Below are 24121 nucleotides of genomic sequence, written 5' to 3' on the forward strand. Positions count from 1 at the left end.
CGCGCGCGGCCTCACCGGCCGCGCGTCTTCTTATTTCGCAATCGGCAAATCGTCCCGGCTTCCCCATTCGCCCCAGGAACCGTCATAGAGCGTAGCCTCCCGAACGCCCAGCGACGTCAGCGCCAGAATCAACACGACCGCCGTAACGCCTGAGCCACAGGTGGCGACAACGGGTTGCGTCAGGTCCACGCCCGCCTGGGCAAACAGGGCGCGCAGTTCGGACTCTGGCTTCAGTTGTCCCTGTTCAACCAACAGGTTCCACGGCAGATTCAGACTGTTGGGGATGTGCCCACGATGTAAGCCGGGGCGCGGCTCATCTACCTCGGCATTGAAGCGGTTAGCCGCTCGGGCATCCACAATCTGTGCGCCGCCTTCATGGCTAATCAACAGCACGTCAGTCAGGCGTTTCACCAGCCCGTCATCGAACTCAGCCTCGAATTCGCCCTCAGGCAGGCTCACTTCCCCCTCCGCCAGCGCAAAGCCTGCGGCTTTCCAGCCCTGCAAACCGCCAGCCAGAATGGAAACCTGGGCGACGCCGAAAGCGCGCAGCATCCACCAGGCGCGCGGGGCAGAAAACAGGTTGCCCTCATCATAAACAATCAGATGTTTATCACTGTTGACGCCAAGCTCGCGCATGGTCACGGCAAAGCTTTCAGCGCGCGGGAGCATATGCGGATAGGGGCTGGTGTGATCGGAAAGTGCTTCAATATTAAAGAAAGGTGCCTGGGGCAAATGACCCGCCAGGTATTCAGCCTGGATATTGCGAACCGCATCCATGCCTGGCGGCAGCATACGTGCGTCCAGTACCTGCAGCGTTTCATCGTTGTAGTGTTCTTGTAACCAGTCGGCGGACACAAACAGTGGCGTCGTCATAACAACCTCATCTCAGCAATCTGTCATGCCAGTGTCGGGTAATGTGCACACCATCTCAAGAGAAGCGTTGATTAAATGCGAGCGTTAATGTGAAATTGCCCAGCGTTATATAACAATTCCCCTGGGGCCCGGTGAAGGATTTACCATGAAAAAACGCATTAACCGGCTGCTGTTCAGCATGCTGATCGGTGGTTCGCTGCTGTCTGTCGCCACCTTACCTGTTTTTCCTGTCAGTGCAGAAACCCCTGCAGCCAGCGCGCAGGCCAGCAAACCACTCACCATTATCGATCTCTCTGAATTACAGCTTGATGGCGCGGCGGCGCTGGTTTTAACCTTTAATCAGCCGCTGGATGACAAGCAGGATCTGGCGCAAAAGGTCAGGTTGATCGACGATAAACACGGCAAAGTCGATGGTGGTTGGGAGCTTTCCAGCAATCGTAAAGCCCTGCGTTTTCGCCATCCTGAACCCTCTCGTCACTTCACCGTGACCGTCGATTCGGGCTTGCGCGCCGCCAGCGGTGAGACGCTGACAACGGCCTACAGCAAAAAAATCACTACCCGCGACATTGAGCCGATGGTGGGCTTTGCCAGCCGAGGCTCCCTGTTGCCGTTGCGTATCGCGCAGGGGCTGCCGGTACTGGCGTTGAACGTAGACCAGGTGGATGTGGATTTTTTCCGAATCAAAAATGCGGGCCTGGCGGAATTCCTTTCCCAGTGGAATTACGGTAACAACCTCTCTACCTGGCAATCTCAGGAGCTGCTGAAAACCAGCCAACTGGTGTATACCGGCCGCTTTGAACTCAACCCGGCCCGTAACACGCGGGAAAAACTGCAGTTGCCGCTGAAAGACATTAAGCCGCTTCAGCAGCCAGGGGTTTATCTGGCGGTTATGAAGCAGGCGGGCAATTATCACTACAGCATGCCTGCGACGCTGTTTACCCTGAGCGATATCGGCCTGTCGCTGCACCGCTTTCCCACCCAGTTTGAACTCTTCGCACAGAGTCTGGAAAACGGCGCACCGCTTTCCGGCGTCAGTATCAGGCTGTTGAATGATAAAGGCCAGGTGCTGCAAAACGGCACCAGCGACAGCAGCGGTCATTTGCGCCTTAATGCAGACGAAAAAGGCAAGTTCCTGCTGGCCATGAAGGGCGAACAAACTTCGCTGATCGACCTGGCGCGTCCTGCTCTGGATTTAGCAGAATTCCCCGTAGCGGGGCCCGAAGGCTATGACAAACAGCTCTTCGTCTTCGGCCCACGAGATATTTATCGGCCTGGCGAAACGGTGATCGTCAATGCGCTGCTGCGCGATGCGGACGGCAAGCCTTTACCTGCCCAACCGGTTAAGGCTGAGCTGGTACAGCCCGACGGCGAGGTCGTGCGCACGGTGGTCTGGCAGCCGCAGGACGGTTTCTATCAGCAGCGGTTTGCTTTACCGGCTTCGGCGATGACCGGCGGCTGGATGCTGCGGCTGAATACCGGTGATAACCAGCTGCGGCAGTGGCATTTCCGCGTTGAGGATTTTCTGCCTGAGCGCATGGCATTAACGCTGAAAAACGATGAACAACCCCAGCCTGCGGATGCCGATATTACGTTCGACATTGAGGGGCGCTATCTGTATGGCGCGCCTGCAGCAGGGAATCAGCTGCAGGGACAGCTCTATCTGCGTCCGGCCCGTGAGGCGGTTGCTGCGCTGCCGGGCTACCAGTTTGGTGACATCACCGAACAGGGCCTGAAGCGCAGTCTGGACGATGTCGATCTTAAGCTTGACGCCAACGGCAAGGCGCAACTGACCGTGGATAATCAGTGGGATCAACTTCACTCACCGCTGAACCTGATACTGCAGGCCAGCCTGCTGGAAACCGGCGGTCGTCCGGTCACCCGACGTGCTACTCAGGCCATCTGGCCGGCGGACGCGTTGCCCGGTATCCGTCCGCTGTTTGGCAATAAGGCGATCTACGATTACCGCAGTGACAGCTATCACGATGAGCCGACCGTGCCGGAAAACAGCCTGGCAGAATTCGATATTGTTTATGCCAACAGTCAGGGCGCTAAGCTGGCGGCAGATAAGCTTGACGTACGCTTAATTCGTGAACGGCGTGACTACTACTGGAGCTTCTCTGACAGTGAAGGCTGGCAGTCACGTTACGATGCCAAAGACCTGCAGGAAGATGAGCAATCTGTCAGCATTCCCGCTGACGGCAGCACCAAGGTCAGCTTCCCGGTTGAGTGGGGCAGCTACCGGCTTGAGGTCCAGTCGGGTGAAAAAATCATCAGCAGCGTGCGTTTTCAGGCGGGCTATGACTGGCAGGATAATACCAATGGTACAGGCGCGCTGCGTCCGGACCAGGTCAAACTGAAGCTGGATAAAGCGGCATACCAACCGGGTGAAACCGTCCATTTGCAGGTCGAATCGCCCACGGCCGGAAAAGGCTATCTGATGGTGGAATCCAGCAGCGGGACGCTCTGGTGGCAACCCTTAACGGTGCCGCAGGGTGGAACCCAGGTGGACGTGCCGATCGCGGCCAACTGGCAGCGCCACGATCTCTATTTCAGTGCCATCGTGGTGCGGGAAGGGGACAAAACCAGTGGTGCCACGCCGAAACGGGCGGTCGGACTGTTACATCTGCCGATGGCGACCGAGGCGCGACGTTTAACGCTGACGCTGGACGCACCCGATAAGGTTCGTCCTGAGCAGAACCTGACGGTGAACGTTCAGGCCAGCCGTGAAGGCGGCCCGCTGCCTGACAAGGTGCACGTCCTGCTGTCAGCGGTAGACAGCGGTGTGTTAAGCGTGACGGATTATAAAACGCCCGATCCCTGGACGGCTTTTTTCGGTCGCAAGCGTTATAACGTCGATCAGTACGATGTGTTTGGTCAACTGATTGAAAGCGGTGGACGGCTGGCTGCTCTGCGCTTTGGCGGAGACGGTGAAGACGAATCCATGACGCGCGGCGGTAAAAAACCGGTCACCCACGTCAATATCGTGGCGCAGCAGTTGCAGGCCGTTACGCTGGATAAAAACGGCAAGGGTGCCATTACGCTGCCCATTCCGGCCTTTAACGGCGAGTTGCGCTTAATGACGCAGGTCTGGAGCGATGACAGCTTTGGCGCTGCCGAACGTAAGCTGGTGGTGGCTGCCCCGCTGGTCAGCGAACTGGCCACGCCGCGTTTTCTGGCCAGCGGCGACAGCGCTTCACTGGCGCTGGATATCACCAATCTGACGGACCTGCCGCAAACGCTGAAGGTCGATTTGACTGCCCAAGGTCTGATAGCGCTGTCGGGCGCGGCCACACAAAATGTGACGCTGGCAAAAGGCGAAAGGACCACCCTGCAGGTGCCCGTGACGGCGAAAACCGGGTTTGGTGACGGCGAAGTGCAGGTGCAGATTTCAGGGCTGAACCTGCCCGTTGAGACGGTGCGGCCCAGCCAGCAGACGTGGAAGATTGGCGTCAGGCCGCCTTATCCTGCGCAAACCCTCAATTTTGCCGCTGTGATTGACCACGATCGCCCCTGGCAGGTCACGGCGGCGGCATTTGCGGGTCTGGATGCAGAAACCCTGAGTGGACAACTGACCCTGAGTAATCGTCCGCCTTTAAATATCGCCAGCTACATCAGTGCGCTTTATGCCTATCCCTATGGCTGTCTGGAGCAGACCACCAGCGGTCTCTGGCCGTCGCTCTATACCAGTCAGGCGCAGCTCAGCGCTATGGGGATAAAAACCAGCAGTGATGACGTTCGTCGGGCCGCCGTTGACACCGGCATCGCCCGTCTGGCCGGGATGCAGCGTGCTGACGGCAGCTTTGGGTTGTGGAGTAAGCAGAGTGAAGAGGAGTTCTGGCTCACACCTTACGTTACTGACTTTTTACTGCGCGCCAGCGAAGCGGGCTATGCCTTGCCCCCTGACGTGATTGATCGGGCTAACGCTCGGCTGCTGCGTTATTTACAGGATCCTTCACAAATCACCGCCGGTGGCAGTGCCGACACCGATGCATTGCGTTTCAGCGTTCAGGCTTATGCCGGCCTGGTGCTGGCGCGTCAGCAGCGTGCGCCACTGGGCGCGTTGCGTGCGCTTTACGAAAAGCGTGACAAGGCCAAATCGGGGCTGGCGCTGATGCAGTTGGGTGTCGCGCTGAAGCTGATGGGGGATGGACAGCGTTCGCCGCTGGCTGTGATGCAGGGCGCCACGCTGTCACGACCTGAAAGCAGCTGGTTTGGCGACTACGGCAGTACGGTGCGCGATGAGGGGATGATGATCGCCCTGTTAGCGGAATATCAGCTGCAGCCGGAACTGCAAAACAGCCTGCTGCTCTCTTTGTCGAAAGAGCTGAACGGCAAGCGCTGGCTCTCTACCCAGGAGAACAATGCGCTTTACCTGGCGGCGCGCACGCTGCAAACCGCACAGGGTAAGGATTGGCAGGCGATATTACAGGGTGATCAACCGCCCGTAAGCAGCAGTGGGCCTGTGAATAAAGGGCTGGATAGTCAACAGCTGGCGCAAGGCGTTGACGTGAGCAATCCCGGCACGGCACCGCTGTATGGCAGCCTGAACGTGGTGGGTTATCCGCTGACGCCGCCGAATCCGGTCAGCCATATGCTGTCTGTTAAGCGAGAGTACTTCACCCTGGACGGTAAACCGGCGGATCTCAATAATCTTCGCAGCGGTGAATTGCTGGTGGTCCGTCTTACCGTGGCCGCGAAACGCCGCATCAGCGATGCGCTGGTCGTGGATCTGTTACCGGCCGGACTGGAGCTGGAAAACCAGAATCTGGCAGACAGCAGTGCCAGCCTGGGTGACAGTGCGGATGCGTTAAAAGAGAGCATGATGGATATGCAGCAGGCCAACATCCGGCATATTGAGTTCCGTGACGATCGCTTCGTTGCCGCGCTGGCAGTGGATACGTATCGTCCTGCAACCCTGATGTATCTGGCGCGCGCAGTGACGCCGGGCAGCTACCATATGCCGCCACCGCAGGTGGAATCGATGTACGTACCTGAGTGGCGGGCGATTGGTGCGACGCCGCAACAGCTGCATGTACAACAGTAGCCGGGCCGGGTTGTGATCAAAAACAGGCACATCAAAAAGCGGTGGGTAGCCCTGCCGCTTTTTATTCTGGCCTTGCTGCTTATCCCGCTGATTCTGGATCGGTTATTCCCCTTGCCCCTTAAAGAGGTTCAGCCCGCACGTGTGGTGGTCGCCGAGGACGGCACACCCCTGTGGCGCTTCGCTGACGACCAGGGCATCTGGCGCTATCCGGTCACTCCCGCTGACGTGTCGCCGACGTACATACAGGCGTTGCTGACCTATGAAGATCGCTGGTTCTGGTACCATCCCGGGATTAATCCGCTCGCCCTGCTTCGCGCGGCCTGGCAGGACCTGCGTCATGGCAGCGTCATTTCGGGTGGCAGCACTTTAACCATGCAGGTGGCCAGAATCATCGACCCACAGCCGCGAACGCTGCGGGGCAAGCTGATTCAGGCTTGGCGTGCTCTGCAACTGGAGTGGCATCTCTCTAAATACGATATCTTAACGCTTTATCTTAATCGTGCGCCCTTTGGCGGGACGCTGGAAGGGATTGGAGCGGCAAGCTGGAGCTGGCTGGGTAAAGCGCCGTCACAGATGACAAGGGGCGAGGCGGCGCTAATGGCCGTATTGCCACAGGCACCCAGTCGTCTGCGGCCCGATCGCTGGCCAGAGCGGGCTGAAGCGGCACGTAATAAGGTGCTGGATCGGCTGGCGCAGTATCATGTCTGGTCGCCCCGACGGGTCGCTGAAATCCGCCAGGAACCGGTCTGGCTCCCGCCGCGCCAGATGCCGCAGATGGCGCCGTTACTGGCGCGGCGACTGTTATCGATGACTACGCACGATAAAATCGTCTCTACGCTGGATCCGTCGCTGCAGCGCGAGCTGGAAAGCATGGCGCTGAATGTGAAAAACCAGCTTCCTCCGCGCACCTCACTGGCGATACTGGTGGTGGATCACACCACTATGGCGGTGCGGGGCTACGTCGGTTCCGCCGATTTCGGCGACGACAGCCGTTTTGGTCATGTGGATATGATTGCCAGCGTTCGCTCGCCGGGATCGGTCCTGAAACCCTTTGTCTATGGCATGGCGCTGGACGAGGGGCTCATCCATGCCGAGTCTTTACTGCAGGATGTTCCACGTCGTTTTGGCGATTACCGTCCGGGTAACTTCGATACCGGTTTTCATGGCCCGGTCAGCGCCAGCGAGGCGCTGGTGCGATCACTCAATCTGCCCGCCGTGCAGCTGCTGGAGGCGCTGGGCCCAAAAAATGTGGCCGCACGCCTGCGCAATGTGGGGCTAAATCTACGTTTCCCACCGGGTGCAGAGCCTAACCTGTCGTTGATTCTCGGCGGCACCGGAGCGCGCATGGATGATATCGTGGCGGCCTATAGCGCCTTTGCCCGACATGGCAACGCCGGTCAGCTGCGCTGGATGGCAGACCAGCCCTTACAGGAACGCCCACTGCTTTCGCCCGGTGCGGCCTGGATTATCCGCCGTATTCTGGGCGGTGAGGCTCAGCCTGCGGGTAATGGCAGCGCGCCTGCGGTGGTACCGCTGGCATGGAAGACCGGCACCAGCTACGGCTACCGTGACGCCTGGGCCGTGGGAATCAATCCGCGTTATCTGATTGGCGTTTGGGTCGGACGACCCGATGCAACGCCGGTTGCGGGGCAGTTTGGTTTCGCGTCTGCGGTTCCCGTCATGAATCAGGTTAACAACGTACTGATGAACCGCCTGGCCGGGCGGGCAATCCCCACCGATCCGCGACCGGCGTCGGTCAGCGTGGCAGGCATCTGCTGGCCCGGCGGGCAGCCGCTGCCCGAGGGAGACGAAAACTGCCGACAACGGCGGCAGAGTTGGGTGCTGAACGACACGCTGCCGCCGACCTTGCTGGCGCCGGGGCAGGAAAGCCTGAGCGGATTGCACCTGCGTTACTGGCAGAACGAACAGGGCTTACGGGTTGCGGCGGATTGCCCGCGAGCCATCAGCCATGAACGTCTGGTGTGGCCTTTGCCGCTGGAAGCCTGGCTGCCGCCGCAGGAGCGTCGGGCGCAGCGCTTACCGGCGGTTGATCCCCGGTGTCCGCCCTTGCAGCAGGGCAGTAGCGCGCCGCTGATTGTGACTGGCGTTATTGACGGGCAGCGCGTTCAGCCGCTGCCGGGCAATACTACGCTGGTGATACCGGTCGCGGTGCAGGGCGGTCAGGGCGTTCAGCGCTGGTGGTTTTTAAACGGCGAGCCGCTCGAAACGCAAAGTCAGAACGGCACCCTGTCGCTACCTCTTGATCGGGCTGGGGACTATCAGCTGGTGGTCATGGATGAGGCCGGTCAGCTGGCCTCTGTCGTTTTTACCCGTGGCTGAGTGTTTTTTGCGCTAAATCAGAGTTGAAAAGTATTAGCCCCGACTCAGATCAAGATTTTTCAATAAATTATGGGTTCGGTGATAGGCAACGTCACACTCAACCCCTATAATCGGCGCCGTTTCTTAGCCGGGGCGCGCGCCCTCGGTTTCTTCAGAACGTCAAGACAGAGGTCATCATGGCAATCGAACGTACTTTTTCTATCATCAAGCCAAACGCCGTCGCTAAAAACGTGATCGGTGCCATCTACAACCGTTTTGAAAGCGCAGGCTTCAAAATCGTTGGCGCAAAAATGCTGCAGCTGAGCAAAGAGCAGGCTGAAGGTTTTTACGCAGAGCACCAGGGCAAGCCGTTCTTCGACGGTCTGGTTGAATTCATGACGTCTGGTCCGGTTGTGGTTTCTGTACTGGAAGGTGAAAATGCCGTTCAGCGTCACCGTGACCTGATGGGTGCAACTAACCCTGCTAACGCGCTGGCTGGCACACTGCGTGCAGACTACGCTGACAGCTTCACCGAGAACGCAACCCACGGTTCAGATTCTGCCGAATCAGCCGCTCGTGAAATTGCCTATTTCTTCGGCGAAAACGAAATCTGCCCGCGCACCCGTTAATTGCTTAACGACTGACGCGTACAGGGCTTTACAAAAATCTGCTGAACACGGGCAACTCTAGCCTGTTATCAGGCAGCAGATGTTGTACAATATTGCGCCTTCATTGAGCCAGCTTAGTGAAGGCGCAATTTTTTTCTTTTCCCAACAGCGCCATAACGTGTAACAACGAGGCCAGAGAACATTATGTCCGAACAGATTGTGACGTCCGCGTCCACCTCGCCTATTTCCGTCTCACCCAAAAGCCAAAAAATCAACCTGCTGGATCTGAACCGTCAGCAAATGCGTGAGTTTTTTGTCTCGCTCGGTGAAAAACCCTTCCGTGCCGATCAGGTGATGAAGTGGATTTACCACTACTGCTGCGATGATTTCGAGCAGATGACCGACATTAACAAGAAGCTGCGTAACCGGTTAATGGAACTCACCGAAATTCGCGCCCCGGAAGTGGCTGAAGAGATGCGCTCAACGGATGGCACCATTAAATGGGCTATTCGCGTCGGCGATCAGCTGGTTGAAACGGTGTATATCCCGGAAGGGGATCGCGCCACCTTATGTGTCTCCTCTCAGGTGGGTTGCGCGCTGGAATGTAAATTCTGCTCGACGGCGCAGCAGGGCTTTAACCGCAATCTGCGCGTGTCAGAAATTATTGGTCAGGTCTGGCGTGCCGCAAAAATCGTCGGTGCGGCCAAAGTGACCGGTCAGCGTCCTATCACCAACGTGGTGATGATGGGCATGGGTGAACCGTTGCTCAACCTGAATAATGTGGTTCCGGCCATGGAAATTATGCTGGATGACTTCGGTTTTGGTTTGTCGAAACGCCGTGTCACCCTGTCGACCTCGGGCGTTGTGCCTGCCCTGGACAAGCTGGGCGACATGATCGACGTTGCGTTGGCGATTTCGCTGCATGCGCCAAACGACAAACTGCGTGACGACATCGTACCCATTAACAAGAAATACAATATTGAAACCTTCCTGGCGGCGGTTAAACGCTATATTGGTAAGTCCAATGCGAACCAGGGACGCGTCACGATCGAATACGTGTTGCTGGATCATGTCAACGACAGCACCGATGACGCGCATGAACTGGCGGCATTGCTGAAAGAAACGCCGTGTAAGATCAACCTGATTCCATGGAACCCCTTCCCCGGGGCACCTTATGGTCGCAGCTCGAACAGCCGCATTGACCGCTTCTCCAAGGTGTTAATGGATTACGGCTTTACCACTATCGTGCGTAAAACCCGTGGTGATGATATTGATGCCGCCTGCGGCCAGTTGGCCGGGGAAGTGATTGACCGTACGAAACGCACCCTGCGTAAGAAAATGGCGGGCGAAGCCATATCTGTGAAGGCGCTCTGAAAGGCTGACTAACAGGGTTTTCCATTCCGTCTCTGCGTGGCAGGCTGCTGCCAGCCACAGCGATAACAGGATGGAAAGGCGATGGGCAAAGGGATATGCACGGCATTACTGGCCGTTTTTGTTGTAAGCGGTTGTGTCCGTTCGCCGACCCAACCGGGGGCAGCGGAGCTTCGTTTGCAACTGGGTATGCACTACCTCGCGGTAGAGGATTATCCTGCTGCGCGCCGTAATCTCTTACGGGCGCAGGCGGCCGCTCCCCAGGATTACCGCGTACCCCTGGCATTGGCCCGGCTGGCTCAGCGGCAGGGGCACACTGCCGCAGCGCATTATCATTTTCAGCACGCGCAGCGAATTGCGCCACATAATGGTTACATCCCTAACAATTACGGTGCGTTTCTTTGCGCTTTAGGGCAGTATGATGAAGCGCATCAACAGTTTATCCGGGCGAAGGGTGCGCAGGAAGGAGACGCCCGTATCGATGCGTATGAACTGTCGGGGTATTGTTATCTGCGGGCAGGAAACAGAGAAGCAGCGCGTGCTGCTTTGTCGTATGCGCTCGATGCGGACCAGAGTAAAGGAGCGTCGCTACTAGCCGAAGCTGAAAGCGCGGTCGAAAATGACCAGTGGGCTAACGTAGCGCTATTATTAGAGCTTTACCAGCCGCTGCCGGAGACGGCACGCAGCCTGGCGTTACACATACGTTTCGCCGCGCAACAGGGAAATGCCGCAGACGTTTCACGTTATGGCGACCAGTTAGCGCGACGTTTTCCGCAATCGATACAGTACCAGCGTTATTTAGCTAATGAATACTGAAGCCACTCAAGAAAATTCTGCAGTTCATTCCACAGGTACACGCCTGCGTCTGGCCCGTGAACAAATGGGACTTACGCAGCAACATGTTGCTGAACGCCTGTGCCTGAAACTTACTACCGTACGTGATATTGAAGAAGACAAATCACCTGCGGATTTAGCCTCTACCTTCCTGCGCGGTTACATCCGTTCTTATGCGCGTCTGGTGCACATTCCTGAAGAGGAACTGCTGCCGATGATGGAAAAGCAGACGCCGGTTCGTGCCGCAAAAATTGAGCCGATGCAAAGCTTTTCCCTGGGCAAACGGCGTAAGAAACGCGACGGCTGGCTGATGATTTTTACCTGGCTGGTGGTCTTTGTCGTCATCGGCCTGACAGGCGCCTGGTGGTGGCAGAACCATAAAGCCTCACAGGATGAGCTGGTGTCGATGGCCGATCAAAACGGCAGTAACAGCGACAGCAGCCAGTCTATCCCCCTGGGACAGACGAACGGCGCATCAACCGATAACAGCACCAGCGTGCCGTTGAGCAATAATGCCGCCAGCACACCGGCGAACGCCGATGAATCCACCGGCACGGCCCCTGCTGAAAACAGTAACAGCAGTAACAGCACTGCCGCGGCTGCCCAGCAGGAAGAGAATAACGCCGTTGTTTCGCCTTCTCAGGCACCGACTTCGACCAGCCCCGCACCGGCCAGCACCAATACGGCGCAGCAGATGCCAGTGGGCGCGGCGGCGGTTAGCGAACCGGCGGCGGATCCGAATGCCGTGGTGATGACCTTTACCGGCGACTGCTGGCTGGAAGTCAGCGATGCAACGGGTAAGAAACTGTTTAGCGGTATCCAGCGCAGCGGTGGCAAGCTGAGCCTGTCAGGCACGGCTCCCTATCGTCTGAAAATTGGCGCGCCATCCGTGGTTCAGGTGCAATATCAGAATAAACCCGTTGATTTAAGTCGCTTTATCCGTAATAACCAGGTTGCTCGCCTGACGTTGGGTGCGCAATAACAGCGTATCGCGTGTACCGGGCAATTGTGGAGAAGAAATATGCATAACCAAGCACCCATTATCCGTCGTAAGTCTAAACGTATTTACGTCGGCCAGGTGCCCATTGGCGACGGTGCGCCAATCGCCGTTCAGTCGATGACCAACACCCGCACGACTGACGTAGCCGCGACGGTCAATCAGATCAAAGCCCTTGAGCGCGTAGGCGTCGATATCGTCCGCGTCTCGGTGCCCACCATGGATGCCGCCGAAGCGTTTAAGCTGATTAAGCAGCAGGTGAACGTCCCCCTGGTGGCTGATATCCACTTTGACTACCGTATTGCGCTTAAAGTCGCGGAGTATGGAGTGGACTGCCTGCGTATCAATCCGGGTAATATCGGTAATAACGAGCGTATTCGTGCGGTGGTTGACTGCGCCCGCGATAACAATATCCCCATTCGTATCGGTGTTAACGCCGGATCGCTGGAAAAAGATCTGCAGGAAAAATACGGTGAGCCTACACCGCAGGCCCTGCTGGAATCGGCGATGCGCCATGTCGATCATCTGGATCGTCTTAACTTCGATCAGTTTAAAGTCAGCGTGAAAGCCTCTGATGTTTTTCTGGCGGTTGAATCCTATCGTCTGCTGGCAAAGCAGATCGAGCAGCCGCTGCATCTTGGTATTACCGAAGCGGGCGGTGCACGTGCCGGTGCGGTGAAGTCGGCGATTGGTCTGGGGCTGTTACTGGCCGAAGGCATTGGCGACACGCTGCGTATTTCTCTGGCAGCCGATCCGGTTGAAGAGGTAAAGGTTGGCTTTGATATCCTGAAGTCGCTGCGCATCCGCTCTCGCGGGATCAACTTCATCGCCTGTCCGACCTGTTCACGTCAGGAGTTTGACGTCATTGGCACGGTAAACGCGCTGGAGCAGCGACTGGAAGACATTATTACGCCGATGGACGTCTCCATCATCGGTTGCGTGGTGAATGGGCCTGGCGAAGCCACCGTTTCTACGCTTGGCGTGACCGGCAGTAATAAGAAAAGCGGCTTCTATGAAGATGGCGTGCGCCAGCGCGAACGTCTGGACAATGACGATATGATCGATCAACTGGAAGCGCGCATTCGTGCCAAAGCGGCCATGCTGGATGAAACCCGTCGTATTGACGTGCAGCAACTGGAAAAATAATCCGTTGCGTGTACGGCGTGCATGACTTTTTTAGCTGAACCTGTGCGGTTTCATCCTCATGAGGTATGATGCCGGACAGGTTTTTTTGCATTAAGAGATTTTAACGTGGCGAAGAATATTCAAGCGATTCGCGGGATGAACGATTTCCTGCCTGCGGATACGGCCATCTGGCAACGGGTTGAAGATGTACTGAAGTCAGTGCTGGCGAGTTATGGTTACAGCGAAATTCGCTTACCCATCGTAGAGCAGACTCCTCTTTTCAAACGCGCAATTGGTGAAGTCACCGATGTGGTTGAAAAAGAGATGTATACCTTTGACGATCGCAATGGCGAAAGCCTGACGCTTCGTCCGGAAGGCACGGCGGGCTGCGTGCGCGCAGGTATCGAACACGGTCTGCTTTATAACCAGGAACAGCGCCTGTGGTACATGGGGCCGATGTTCCGCTACGAGCGTCCTCAGAAAGGACGTTATCGCCAGTTTCATCAGATAGGCGTTGAAGTCTTTGGTCTGCAGGGGCCGGACATTGATGCCGAACTGATCATGCTGAACGCACGCTGGTGGAAAGCGTTAGGCATCGCCGACCATGTTCGTCTGGAACTGAACTCCATTGGTTCGCCTGAAGCCCGTGCCAACTATCGCGATGCGCTGGTGGCGTTTCTGGAACAGCATAAAGAGGCGCTAGATGAAGACTGTAAGCGCCGTATGTACAGTAACCCGATGCGCGTACTCGACAGTAAAAATCCTGATATTCAGACGCTGCTGAACGATGCGCCTCAGTTGGGCGATTATCTGGATGTGGAGTCACGCGAGCATTTTGACGGGCTGCGCGCGCTGTTAGACGACGCGGGTATTGCTTACACGGTGAATCAGCGGCTGGTGCGTGGGCTGGATTATTACAACCGCACGGTGATTGAATGGGTTACCGACAGCCTGGGCTCCCAGGGGACCGTTTGCGGTGGCGGTCGTTATGATGGGCTGGTAGAACAGTTGGGTGGCCGTGCCACACCGGGTGTCGGCTTCGCAATGGGAATGGAACGCCTGGTGTTGTTAGTGCAGGCGGTGAATCCGGAATTTGAACCCGCGCGCAATGTCGATGTCTATGTTATCGCTTCAGGTCAGGGCGTTCAGTCAGCGGCGATGCAGCTGGCAGAAAAACTGCGCGATCACCTGCCTGAAATGAAACTGATGACCAACTTTGGCGGCGGTAACTTCAAGAAGCAGTTCGCCCGTGCGGATAAATGGGGAGCCCGCGTTGCCCTGGTGCTGGGCGAAGATGAACAGAAGGCCGGTCAGGTCGTGATTAAAGACCTGCGCAATGGCGAACAGCAAACGCTGGCGCAGGCGGACGCGGCTGCTGCACTGCGCACGCTGTTGCAGTAAGCGTGTCAAAGCACAACCATTGAAAGGAGAAGGATTGCGTGGAAGTTTATAGCAATGAGAACGAACAGGTTGATGCGCTGCGTCGCTTTTTCGCCAACAACGGTAAAGCCTTAGCCGTAGGCGTGGTTATCGGGATTGCTGCACTGGGCGGCTGGCGCTACTGGTCCAGCCATCAGCAGGATTCCGCGAAAACCGTATCGGCAGAATACCAAAAAGTCACCCGTGCGATGCAGGCCGGTAAGCCAGAAACCCTGGAAGCCGTCAACACGTTCGCCAGCGAAAACAGCAATACTTACGGTGCCCTGGCGGCCCTGGATCTGGCTAAGCAGTATGTCGACAGCAATCAGCTGGACAAAGCCGCTACCTTGCTGCAAAACGGATTGAAAGATACTAAAGATGCCAACCTGCAGGCGGTTATCAACCTGCGCCTGGCACGCATTCAACTGCAACAGAATCAGGCTGATGCGGCACTTAAAACCCTTGACAGTGTGAAGGGTGATGGCTGGACAGCCATTGTCGCTGATATCCGCGGCGAAGCGCTGCTCAGCAAGGGCGATAAGCAGGGCGCGCGCGATGCATGGAGCAAAGGCGTAGAATCTGACGCGTCTCCTGCACTGAAGCAAATGATGCAGATGAAGATGAATAACTTAAGCTAAGCCAGTCAAGAGAGAGCGCATGGAATTACGTAAATACCTGCTGCCGGGGCTGATCTCAGTCACCTTGCTCAGCGGTTGCTCGCTGTTCAGCGGCGAAGAAGATGTAGTGAAAATGGCCCCATTGCCGAAGGTGGAAAACCAGTTTACGCCTCAGACGGTATGGAGTACCGGCGTGGGTGATGGTATCGGTGATTTTTACTCCAACCTGCACCCCACCTGGCAAGACGGCACCGTTTATGCTGCTGACCGCTTTGGTATCGTAAAAGCGCTCGACGCGGCCGATGGTAAAGAAAAATGGAAAGTCGATCTCTCTGAGAAAACCGGCTTCTTCTCGAAAAACCGTTCTGCCATGCTGTCCGGCGGCATCACCGTGAGCGGCGATCGCCTCTATATTGGCAGCGAACGCGGGCAGGTCTATGCACTGAACACCAGCGATGGTGCCATTGCCTGGCAGGCGAAAGCAGCGGGTGAAGCCCTGTCGCGTCCTGTGGTCAGCGATGGTCTGGTATTGATTCATACCAGTAACGGCATGTTGCAGGGCCTGGATCAGGCCACGGGAGCGGTGAAGTGGACCGTCAACCTGGATATGCCTGCGCTGTCACTGCGCGGAGAATCTGCGCCGTCTGTGGCCTTTGGTGGCGCCATTGTGGGCGGCGATAACGGCCGTGTCAGTGCCGTTATCCTGAACCAGGGCCAGTTGATTTGGCAGCAGCGTATTTCACAGCCCAGCGGCGCAACGGAAATTGATCGCCTGAGCGATGTGGATACCACGCCGGTCATTGTCAACGGCGTGGTCTATGCGCTGGCTTACAATGGCAACCTGACCGCACTGGATTTACGCTCAGGTCAGATTTTATGGAAACGTGAAATCGGCGGCGTTAAAGATCTGATTGTCGATGCGGGTCGCATCTACCTGGTCGATCAGGACGATCGTGTGATTGCGCTGAATGCGGATGGCGGTGTCGCTATCTGGCGTCAAAGCGAGCTGCTGCATCGTAATCTGACTTCACCGGTTCTCTATAACGGCTACCTTGTGGTCGGCGACAGCGAAGGTTACCTGCACTGGATGAACACCACCGATGGTCGTTTTGTTGCCCAGCAAAAGCTGGACAGCTCAGGCTTCCAGACTGAGCCAGTCGTCGCCAGCGACAAGCTGCTGATTCAGTCAAAAGACGGTGAAGTTTACGCCATTACTCGCTAACGGGTAAGTTGTCAGGCAGGGTGGTTCCCTTGCACAACGGCTCCTGATTTCATCAGGGGCCGTTTCGTTTTTAGTCAGGCATGGTATCCTTAGCGCCTTAAGCCTGAACTGAGCGGCTAAAGCCGTTATAATCACGCCATTCGGGCGATTTAATACATTATTGAGGCATTGTTATGGTACCTGTGGTCGCGCTGGTTGGGCGTCCCAATGTGGGAAAATCTACGCTATTTAACCGTTTAACCCGCACACGAGATGCGCTGGTAGCGGATTTTCCTGGACTGACTCGCGATCGCAAATATGGTCGCGCCGAAGTGGAAGGGCGCGAATTTATTGTTATCGATACCGGCGGTATTGATGGCACCGAAGACGGTGTTGAAACGCGCATGGCGGAGCAGTCGCTGCTGGCGATCGAAGAAGCCGATGTTGTGCTGTTTATGGTCGACGCTCGCGCAGGCATGATGGCCGCCGATCAGCAAATTGCAAAGCATCTCCGCTCTCGTCAAAAAGCAACGTTTCTGGTGGCGAATAAAACCGACGGACTGGATCCGGATCAGGCGGTGGTGGATTTCTATTCTCTGGGCCTGGGTGAAATTCACGCTATCGCGGCCTCGCACGGTCGTGGCGTAACCAGCCTGCTGGAAACGGCGCTGCTGCCGTGGATGGAAAAGGTCGATCCGGTTGAGGTCACCGAAGAAGATGAAAACGAAGCTTACTGGGCAGCCTTAGCTGCAGAAGAAAACGGTGAGGAAGAGGAAGAAGAAGACGATTTCGATCCCACAACCTTACCGATTAAGCTGGCGATTGTTGGCCGTCCTAACGTAGGTAAGTCTACGTTGACTAACCGTATCCTCGGTGAAGATCGCGTGGTCGTTTACGACATGCCGGGCACCACCCGTGACAGTATCTACATTCCGATGGAACGTGACGGTCGCGAGTATGTGCTGATCGATACGGCGGGCGTACGTAAGCGCGGTAAAATTACGGATACGGTAGAGAAATTCTCAGTCATTAAAACGTTGCAGGCGATCGAAGATGCCAACGTCGTCATGCTGGTGATTGACGCCCGCGCCGGCATTTCCGATCAGGATCTGTCGCTGCTGGGCTTTATTCTCAACAGTGGACGCTCCCTGGTTATCGTCGTGAATAAATGGGATGGCCTGTCGCAGGAAGTGCGTGACGAAGTCAAAGAGACGCTGGATTTCCGCCTGGGCTTTATCGATTTCGCACGCGTGCACTTTATTTCTGCGTTGCACGGCAGCGGCGTAGGCAACCTGTTTGAGTCCGTTACGGAAGCCTACGACTGCTCTACAAAACGTGTCAATACCTCCCTCCTGACGCGCATCATGAATATGGCGGCGGAAGACCATCAGCCACCGCTGGTTCGCGGTCGTCGCGTTAAACTGAAATATGCCCATGCGGGCGGTTACAACCCTCCGATTGTGGTGATCCACGGTAATCAGGTTAAAGACCTGCCGGATTCCTACAAACGTTATTTGATGAACTATTTCCGCCGTTCACTTAACGTGATGGGAACGCCCATCCGCATTCAGTTTAAAGAGGGTGAAAACCCTTACGAAGGCAAACGCAATCTGCTGACGCCGACGCAACAGCGCAAGCGTAAGCGTCTGATGGCGCATATGAAGAAGAATAAGCGTTAATTGATCGAGGGCCAGGTGGCCCTCTTTTTTTTGCCCTAAGATTGCGTTTATTTGCATAGTCGGATGAAAATATGCGCGCAACGTGTGAAAAATGTTATCAACCCCTGGCCCCTGACGAGATCGATCTTATTTGCACCGGGTGCGGTGTTCGTTATCGCTACCAGCCTGTCTGCCCCGACTGCCATCAGCCCCTTGAGCAACTCAAAAGTTGCGGCGCGACCGACTATTTTTGTCATCATAGTCACGGCTTAATTTCCAGACGTCGTCTCACTTACAGGATTTTTCCTGTCTGACGCCTGGCCACTTCAACCTGCAACACATGAAGATCCCAACGCTGCGAACCGTAACGGCGTAAAAATTTGTAGCGAAAATGCTATTGCTTCGTAACAAACCCGTTTAAACCTTCACGGGATAACGTACCAGGTGGTACAATTTTGCCGCGTCATGACGGGGGCGCCCCGTGCGGGCTGTCTCCGGAACACATCATTCATTTCATGAACGCGGGTCCGCTTTAATTGGAATAAAACAACGCTGCTTCTTTTACCTGCAACGTGACCGGCGATGAGCCGGGTCGCGCACAGGGCTGGAGCGGTTTTGTTTATCAGGAGAGTAAGTGTTATGGCTGAAACATCATCTCGATCCGGTAAAGGGTTGAGAATATGGTCCGTGCTGCTCGGGCTGGTGCTACTGGCAACCGGCCTGTTCTTTGCGGTTGGCGGGGGACAACTCGCGACGCTTGGCGGCAGTTGGTATTTTCTGGTTGCAGGCATCGTTACGGTGCTGTCAGCCATTCAGTTTTTCCGTGCGAAATCCTCCGCGGTTGTCCTGTTCCTGCTGGTGTTTGTAGGAACGTTAATCTGGGCCGTCATTGACGCCGGACTGCAATTCTGGCCTCTGGTTTCCCGCCTGATGGTGCCTGCAGGTCTGATGATTCTGGCGTTCATCACCTGGCCTGCGCTGCGCAAGCGCGAAAACAAGCCTTCGCTGGCAAAAGTGTCGTATGCCTTTTCTGCCGTGATTGCCGTAGGCATGGTCGCTACCTTAGTTCAGATGTTTCAGCCCCATCCTACCGTTGCCTCAACCGGTCAGGAACTGCCGCTGATTCCGGTAGATAAGTCAAAGCAACAGCAAAACTGGGATCACTACGGGAATACCGCAGGGGGAAGCCGCTTTGTTGCGCTGGACCAGATTACTCGCGATAACGTGAAAGATCTGCAGGTCGCCTGGACTTATCACACCGGTGATATCCCTGAAAGCCCAACCGGCAATGGCGCTGAAGATCAGCAAACGCCGCTGCAGGTGGGAAATACCGTTTATCTTTGCACCCCGCACAACAACGTGATCGCGGTGGAAGCCGACAGCGGTAAGCAGATTTGGAAGCGTGAGATCAATGCTCAGGCAGAAGTCTGGCCGCGCTGCCGTGGTCTGGCCTATTTTGATGCGACCAAACCGCTTACCCAGCCGACCCAACCGGGTTCTACGCCGGTTCCTGGCGTTACGCTGGCGGCCGGAGACAGCTGCCAGCGCCGTATTCTGATGAATACCATCGATGCGCGCCTGATTGCCATTAATGCTGATAACGGCGAGTTCTGTGAGGACTTTGGTGACCACGGCATCGTGGATCTCAAAAAGGGCCTGGGCGATGCGCCCGATCCGCTTTATCAGCTCACCTCTGCACCCACGATTGCCGGTACCACCGTTGTCGTAGGCGGGCGCGTGGCTGACAACGTTAAAACAGATATGCCTGGCGGCGTGTTACGCGGTTTTGACGTGATCACCGGCCAGATGCGTTGGGCCTTTGACCCGGGCAATACCGATCCGAATGCTATTCTGATGCCGGGCAAGGACTATACGCGGAGTACGCCAAACTCATGGGCGCCGATGTCCTACGATCCGGCCATGAACACCGTGTTTATTCCGATGGGAAGCTCATCGGTTGACCTGTGGGGCGCAAACCGCAACGCACTCGATCATAAATACGGTGCCTCCGTACTGGCACTCGATGCAACAACCGGTAAAGAGAAGTGGGTTTATCAGACCGTGCATAACGATCTGTGGGACTTCGATCTGCCGATGCAGCCGAGCCTGATCGACTTCCCGATGAAAGACGGCAGCACCAAGCCTGCGGTCGTGATCGGCGGCAAAACCGGCATGATCTTTGTGCTGGACCGGATGACCGGCAAGCCACTGACCAAAGTGGAAGAGCTGCCAATGCCGCAGGGACATATCCCTAACGAGCAGTACACTAAAACCCAGCCGCATTCGACCGGTATGCCGATGATTGGTAATCAGACGCTGAAAGAGTCCGATATGTGGGGGGCCACGCCGTTCGATCAGCTTGCCTGCCGTATCGCCTTTAAATCTATGCGCTATGACGGCCTGTTTACCGTGCCGGGCACGGATAAGTCGCTGAGTTTCCCGGGTTCGCTGGGCGGAATGAACTGGGGCAGTATGTCCACCGATCCGAATAACAACCTGTTGTTTGTTAACGACATGCGTTTAGGATTGTGGGTACAGATGATTCCGGTTGATACCAGTAAAGTTTCCCGTGGCAGCAACGGCGGTGAGGCGATCAATACCGGCATGGGCGCCGTTCCACTGAAAGGTACGCCTTATGCGGTGAATAAGAACCGCTTTATGTCACCGCTGGGCATTCCTTGCCAGGCACCCCCGTTCGGTACCTTGTCTGCTATCGATATGAAAACGCAGAAAATCGTCTGGCAGGTTCCGGTGGGTACCGTGCAGGATACCGGTCCGTTCGGGATCAAAATGCGCGCGAAAATGCCAATCGGCATGCCAACGCTGGGCGGCACGCTGGCAACCCAGGGCGGCCTGGTGTTTATCGCCGGTACGCAGGATTACTATCTGCGTGCGTTTGATAGCGCAACGGGTAAAGAAGTGTGGAAAGCGCGTCTGCCCGTTGGCAGTCAGGGCGGCCCGATGAGCTACGTCTCGCCGAAAACCGGCAAGCAGTACATTCTGATCTCTGCAGGCGGCGCGCGTCAGTCACCGGATCGCGGTGACTACGTGATTGCTTATGCGCTGCCAGACAGCAAGTAACAGCAAGCGATAACGGGTAAAATAAAAGGGCCGCTCGCGGCCCTTTTTTTGTGCTTATTTTCCGTCGCAGAAGAGCGACACCAGCTCCGGCGGGGCCGACTGTTCCGGTATCAGGATCACCACCGTACCGGCCTCACGGCGCGTGGCGTACTGGATCTGGATACGAAAATAGCGCTGATCCCCGCATCCTACCTTAGTGGCTTTATCCTCTGACTCGCCCAGCGGCATCGCCTGCTCCAGCACTTTGCAGACGCGCTGTTTCTCTGGCGCAGGAAGTTCACCTAAGGGAAAACGACGCTCGCTGCGTAAGCCGGGGATAAAAGCAAAGCCACCTTCGCGCGTCACCACAATGGTGGCGTCGTCGGTAAGTTCGGGGAGTTGACTCATAATACGCCTACCTCTTTCCACGCCTGTTCAATTTTGCTGCCGACGGAACGATCAAAGCGCTTTTCACCGTGCTGCACGGTCAACTGTGCAAAGGTTTTGAAGTCAGCATCCTGATGCAAATTATCATCACACAAGGTGTCATACCACGCTTGCCCTGCCTGTTCCCAGGCAAAACCACCTAGTGCTTGTGCTGCCAGATAAAAGGCACGGTTAGGAATGCCAGAGTTCAGGTGCACGCCGCCGTTGTCTTCTCGCGTTTTAATATAGTCGTCCATATGGCCCGGTTGCGGATCTTTACCCAACATTGGGTCGTCATAAGCGGTGCCGGGGTGCGACATCGATCGCAAGCCTTTGCCATTGATGCCTTTCGCCAGCAGGCCTTCACCAATAATCCAGTCGGCCTTATCGGCAGTCTGTTTTTTACTGAACTGCTTCACCAGGGAGCCAAAGACATCGGACATGGATTCATTTAGCGCGCCAGCCTGTTCAAAATAGATCAAACCGGCTTCGGTTTCTGTGACACCGTGCGATAACTCATGCGCAACAACATCAATAGCGATAGTAAAACGGTTAAAGATCTCACCATCGCCGTCGCCGAACACCATCTGCTGTCCGTTCCAGAAAGCGTTCTGATATTTTTCACCATAGTGAACGGTTCCCGCTAATTTCAAACCGTTATTGTCCAGAGAATTGCGTTTATATATCTGCCAGAAGAAATCGTGTGTGACGCCAAGATAGTTCCAGGCCTCGTCGGCGGCAACGTCACCATTTGAAGACTGGCCTTCTTTACGCACCAGGGTTCCCGGCAACGTTTCTTTGTTTTTGGCATCATAGATTTCACGCTCAATCTTCCCGGCCTGCGTGGTTTTCGGCGCAGCCGTCTTTTGCCAGTGCTCCGCCATCAGGTGCTGAACGTGGGTGAGGGTACGGCGCGCCTGCTCCTGCTGATGACCGGAACCGTGGGCGATAATCTTACGGAGAATATAGGGAGGGATAACGCTGAAAGCCATTGTAGACTCCTTGGCACGAGGGATGTACCAGGAAGTATAGTTAAGAAATGCTTTTCTTTCGTTTCGGTTTTTCGGGAATAAGCTGCGTGACCTGACTTTCTACCCAACCATCATCGAGACGGGTACGCAGTAAATCGCCTGTGCTCACCTGACGCGTTTTCTTCACCACCTGGCCAGCGTTGTCGGTCGTGACGCTAAATCCACGCGCCAGCGTGGCTAACGGACTGACGCCTTCCAGCTGGGCCGCAAGCTGACCGAAGCGGTTTTTGTCACGGTTAAGCAATTTTTCCATGCTTTGTTGCAGGCGATAGTGCCAGCTTTGTAGGCTTTTTTGCGCCAGATACAGGCGCTGCTGTGGCTGCTGCTGCGCCAGGCGCTGTGACAGGCGGTCCTGCTGGCGAGTGGCATTGCGAAGCCGCTGTTCCATCGCCTCGCCCAACCGCTGCTGCAGGCGAAACAGTGCGGTTTGCTGGCGGGCCAGACGCAGTTGAGGATGCTGCTGCTGCAGGCGATGATCCAGGCGACTGAATACCCGCTGCTGGCGCGCCAGATAATAATCCATTGCCATCTCCAGCCGCTGCTGCTGTGACTGCAGCTGGCGCAGGAGTTCAAGTTGATTACGGCTGACAATCTCTGCCGCAGCGGAAGGCGTTGGCGCGCGCAGGTCAGCAACAAAATCGGCAATGGTGACGTCGGTTTCATGGCCAACCGCGCTGACCACGGGAAGGCGACTGGCAAAAATCGCACGCGCAACGCGCTCGTCATTAAAACTCCACAGATCTTCCAGCGAACCGCCGCCGCGACCCACGATCAGCACGTCGCATTCGGCACGTTGGTTCGCAAGCTCAATGGCGCGCACGATAGCGGCAGGCGCATCTACACCCTGAACGGCAGTGGGATAAATCACAACGGGCAGTGAGGGATCGCGACGATGCAGCACGCGCAGAACATCGTGCAGGGCTGCGCCCGTCGCAGAGGTGACCACGCCAACCTGCTTAGCCGGCTGTGGTAAGGGCTTCTTGTGTTCGGGTTCGAACAAGCCTTCCTGCGCCAGCCTGGCTTTCAGTTGCTCAAACTGCTGCTGTAGCAGGCCTTCACCGGCGGGATGCATACTTTCAATAATCAGCTGATAATCGCCGCGCGGTTCATAGAGTGTGATATTTGCGCGAACCAGGACCTGCTGGCCGTGCTGGGGACGGAACGTCACACGACGATTACCGTTACGGAACATGGCGCAGCGGACCTGGGCGCCATCATCTTTCAGGGTAAAGTACCAGTGGCCAGAAGCGGGCTGGGTGAAATTGGAGATCTCGGCGCTGAGCCAAACCAAGCCCATCTCATTCTCCAGCAGCTGACGCACTGTCGTATTGAGACGGCTGACGGTAAAAATATTGGCGTTTGGCGGCAGCGACATGTGACGAAGATCAAATTCCAAATCAGTAGGTTAATCAGTCGATACTACATTGCTGATTGCGCGGATCAAGACTTTTTCTCAAATAATAGTGGAGGCAATCGATTACGGCCTGTATAATGCCGCGGCAATATTTTATCTATTCTCACGCACCCGAGGTGGAGTA

At 56.1% G+C, this 24121-nt stretch carries 17 protein-coding genes; 13 read left to right on the forward strand and 4 right to left on the reverse strand.

All coding sequences use genetic code 11. The features are described 5' to 3' along the window. Positions 1-30: 30 nt before the first annotated feature. Complete coding sequence (gene sseA, locus PAGR_RS05980) at positions 31-873, reverse strand: 3-mercaptopyruvate sulfurtransferase (RefSeq protein WP_014605270.1); 843 nt, start codon at positions 871-873, stop codon at positions 31-33. 145 nt (positions 874-1018) lie between these two features. Here sseA and PAGR_RS05985 point away from each other — a divergent pair, with 145 nt between their 5' ends. The 13 genes from PAGR_RS05985 (at position 1019) to PAGR_RS06045 (ending at position 21147) form a co-directional block, all read left to right on the forward strand. After that, the gene (locus tag PAGR_RS05985) at positions 1019-5917 is read left to right on the forward strand and encodes an alpha-2-macroglobulin family protein (protein WP_014605271.1); all 4899 of its coding nucleotides are present in this window, start codon (positions 1019-1021) and stop codon (positions 5915-5917) included. 12 nt (positions 5918-5929) lie between these two features. Beyond that, a complete protein-coding gene (gene pbpC / locus PAGR_RS05990) occupies positions 5930-8257 on the forward strand; it encodes a peptidoglycan glycosyltransferase PbpC (RefSeq protein WP_014605272.1) in 2328 nt (775 codons plus the stop codon). A 176-nt stretch (positions 8258-8433) separates the two neighbouring features. Then, on the forward strand, positions 8434-8865 hold the full coding sequence (ndk, locus tag PAGR_RS05995; RefSeq protein ID WP_003848684.1) for a nucleoside-diphosphate kinase: 432 nt from the start codon (positions 8434-8436) through the stop codon (positions 8863-8865). A 183-nt stretch (positions 8866-9048) separates the two neighbouring features. Continuing rightward, on the forward strand, positions 9049-10218 hold the full coding sequence (gene rlmN, locus PAGR_RS06000) for a dual-specificity RNA methyltransferase RlmN (protein WP_013026737.1): 1170 nt from the start codon (positions 9049-9051) through the stop codon (positions 10216-10218). A gap of 81 nt (positions 10219-10299) precedes the next feature. Continuing rightward, positions 10300-11031, forward strand: a complete 732-nt coding sequence (pilW, locus tag PAGR_RS06005; RefSeq protein ID WP_014605273.1) for a type IV pilus biogenesis/stability protein PilW — start codon at positions 10300-10302, stop codon at positions 11029-11031. Continuing rightward, positions 11021-12031, forward strand: a complete 1011-nt coding sequence (rodZ, locus tag PAGR_RS06010; protein WP_014605274.1) for a cytoskeleton protein RodZ — start codon at positions 11021-11023, stop codon at positions 12029-12031. The genes pilW and rodZ overlap by 11 nt, the downstream gene beginning before the upstream one ends. A 39-nt stretch (positions 12032-12070) precedes the next feature. After that, on the forward strand, positions 12071-13192 hold the full coding sequence (gene ispG / locus PAGR_RS06015; protein WP_014594315.1) for a flavodoxin-dependent (E)-4-hydroxy-3-methylbut-2-enyl-diphosphate synthase: 1122 nt from the start codon (positions 12071-12073) through the stop codon (positions 13190-13192). Positions 13193-13297: 105 nt separating this feature from the next. Beyond that, positions 13298-14572 carry a histidine--tRNA ligase gene (gene hisS / locus PAGR_RS06020; protein WP_013026733.1) on the forward strand — a complete coding sequence of 425 codons (1275 nt, stop codon included), beginning with the start codon at positions 13298-13300 and terminating at the stop codon, positions 14570-14572. A gap of 38 nt (positions 14573-14610) precedes the next feature. Continuing rightward, positions 14611-15228 carry a YfgM family protein gene (locus PAGR_RS06025; protein WP_014594313.1) on the forward strand — a complete coding sequence of 206 codons (618 nt, stop codon included), beginning with the start codon at positions 14611-14613 and terminating at the stop codon, positions 15226-15228. Positions 15229-15247: 19 nt separating this feature from the next. After that, entirely contained in the window at positions 15248-16429 is a 1182-nt protein-coding gene (gene bamB / locus PAGR_RS06030) for an outer membrane protein assembly factor BamB (protein ID WP_013026731.1), read from the forward strand. 173 nt (positions 16430-16602) lie between these two features. Then, positions 16603-18087 carry a ribosome biogenesis GTPase Der gene (gene der, locus PAGR_RS06035; RefSeq protein ID WP_013026730.1) on the forward strand — a complete coding sequence of 495 codons (1485 nt, stop codon included), beginning with the start codon at positions 16603-16605 and terminating at the stop codon, positions 18085-18087. A gap of 71 nt (positions 18088-18158) precedes the next feature. Further along, positions 18159-18380, forward strand: a complete 222-nt coding sequence (locus PAGR_RS22985) for a zinc ribbon domain-containing protein (RefSeq protein WP_014605275.1) — start codon at positions 18159-18161, stop codon at positions 18378-18380. Between the two features lie 325 nt (positions 18381-18705). Next, positions 18706-21147 (forward strand): glucose/quinate/shikimate family membrane-bound PQQ-dependent dehydrogenase, encoded by a 2442-nt coding sequence (locus PAGR_RS06045; RefSeq protein WP_014605276.1) that lies wholly within the window; start codon positions 18706-18708, stop codon positions 21145-21147. A 54-nt stretch (positions 21148-21201) separates the two neighbouring features. Here the strand turns inward: PAGR_RS06045 and PAGR_RS06050 are convergent, their stop codons facing one another. Genes PAGR_RS06050 through xseA form a run of 3 tightly spaced genes read right to left on the reverse strand, consistent with a single transcriptional unit; the run spans position 21202 to position 23958 of the window. After that, the gene (locus tag PAGR_RS06050) at positions 21202-21534 is read right to left on the reverse strand and encodes a protealysin inhibitor emfourin (protein ID WP_014605277.1); all 333 of its coding nucleotides are present in this window, start codon (positions 21532-21534) and stop codon (positions 21202-21204) included. Continuing rightward, positions 21531-22544: a M4 family metallopeptidase gene (locus PAGR_RS06055; RefSeq protein ID WP_013026727.1), complete on the reverse strand. Its 1014-nt coding sequence runs from the start codon at positions 22542-22544 to the stop codon at positions 21531-21533. Before PAGR_RS06055 ends, PAGR_RS06050 begins: the two co-directional genes overlap by 4 nt. Before the next feature lie 40 nt (positions 22545-22584). Further along, on the reverse strand, positions 22585-23958 hold the full coding sequence (gene xseA / locus PAGR_RS06060; protein ID WP_014605278.1) for an exodeoxyribonuclease VII large subunit: 1374 nt from the start codon (positions 23956-23958) through the stop codon (positions 22585-22587). Between the last annotated feature and the right edge of the window lie 163 nt (positions 23959-24121).

It is taken from the genome of Pantoea ananatis PA13 (assembly GCF_000233595.1).
GTDB lineage: Bacteria > Pseudomonadota > Gammaproteobacteria > Enterobacterales > Enterobacteriaceae > Pantoea > Pantoea ananatis.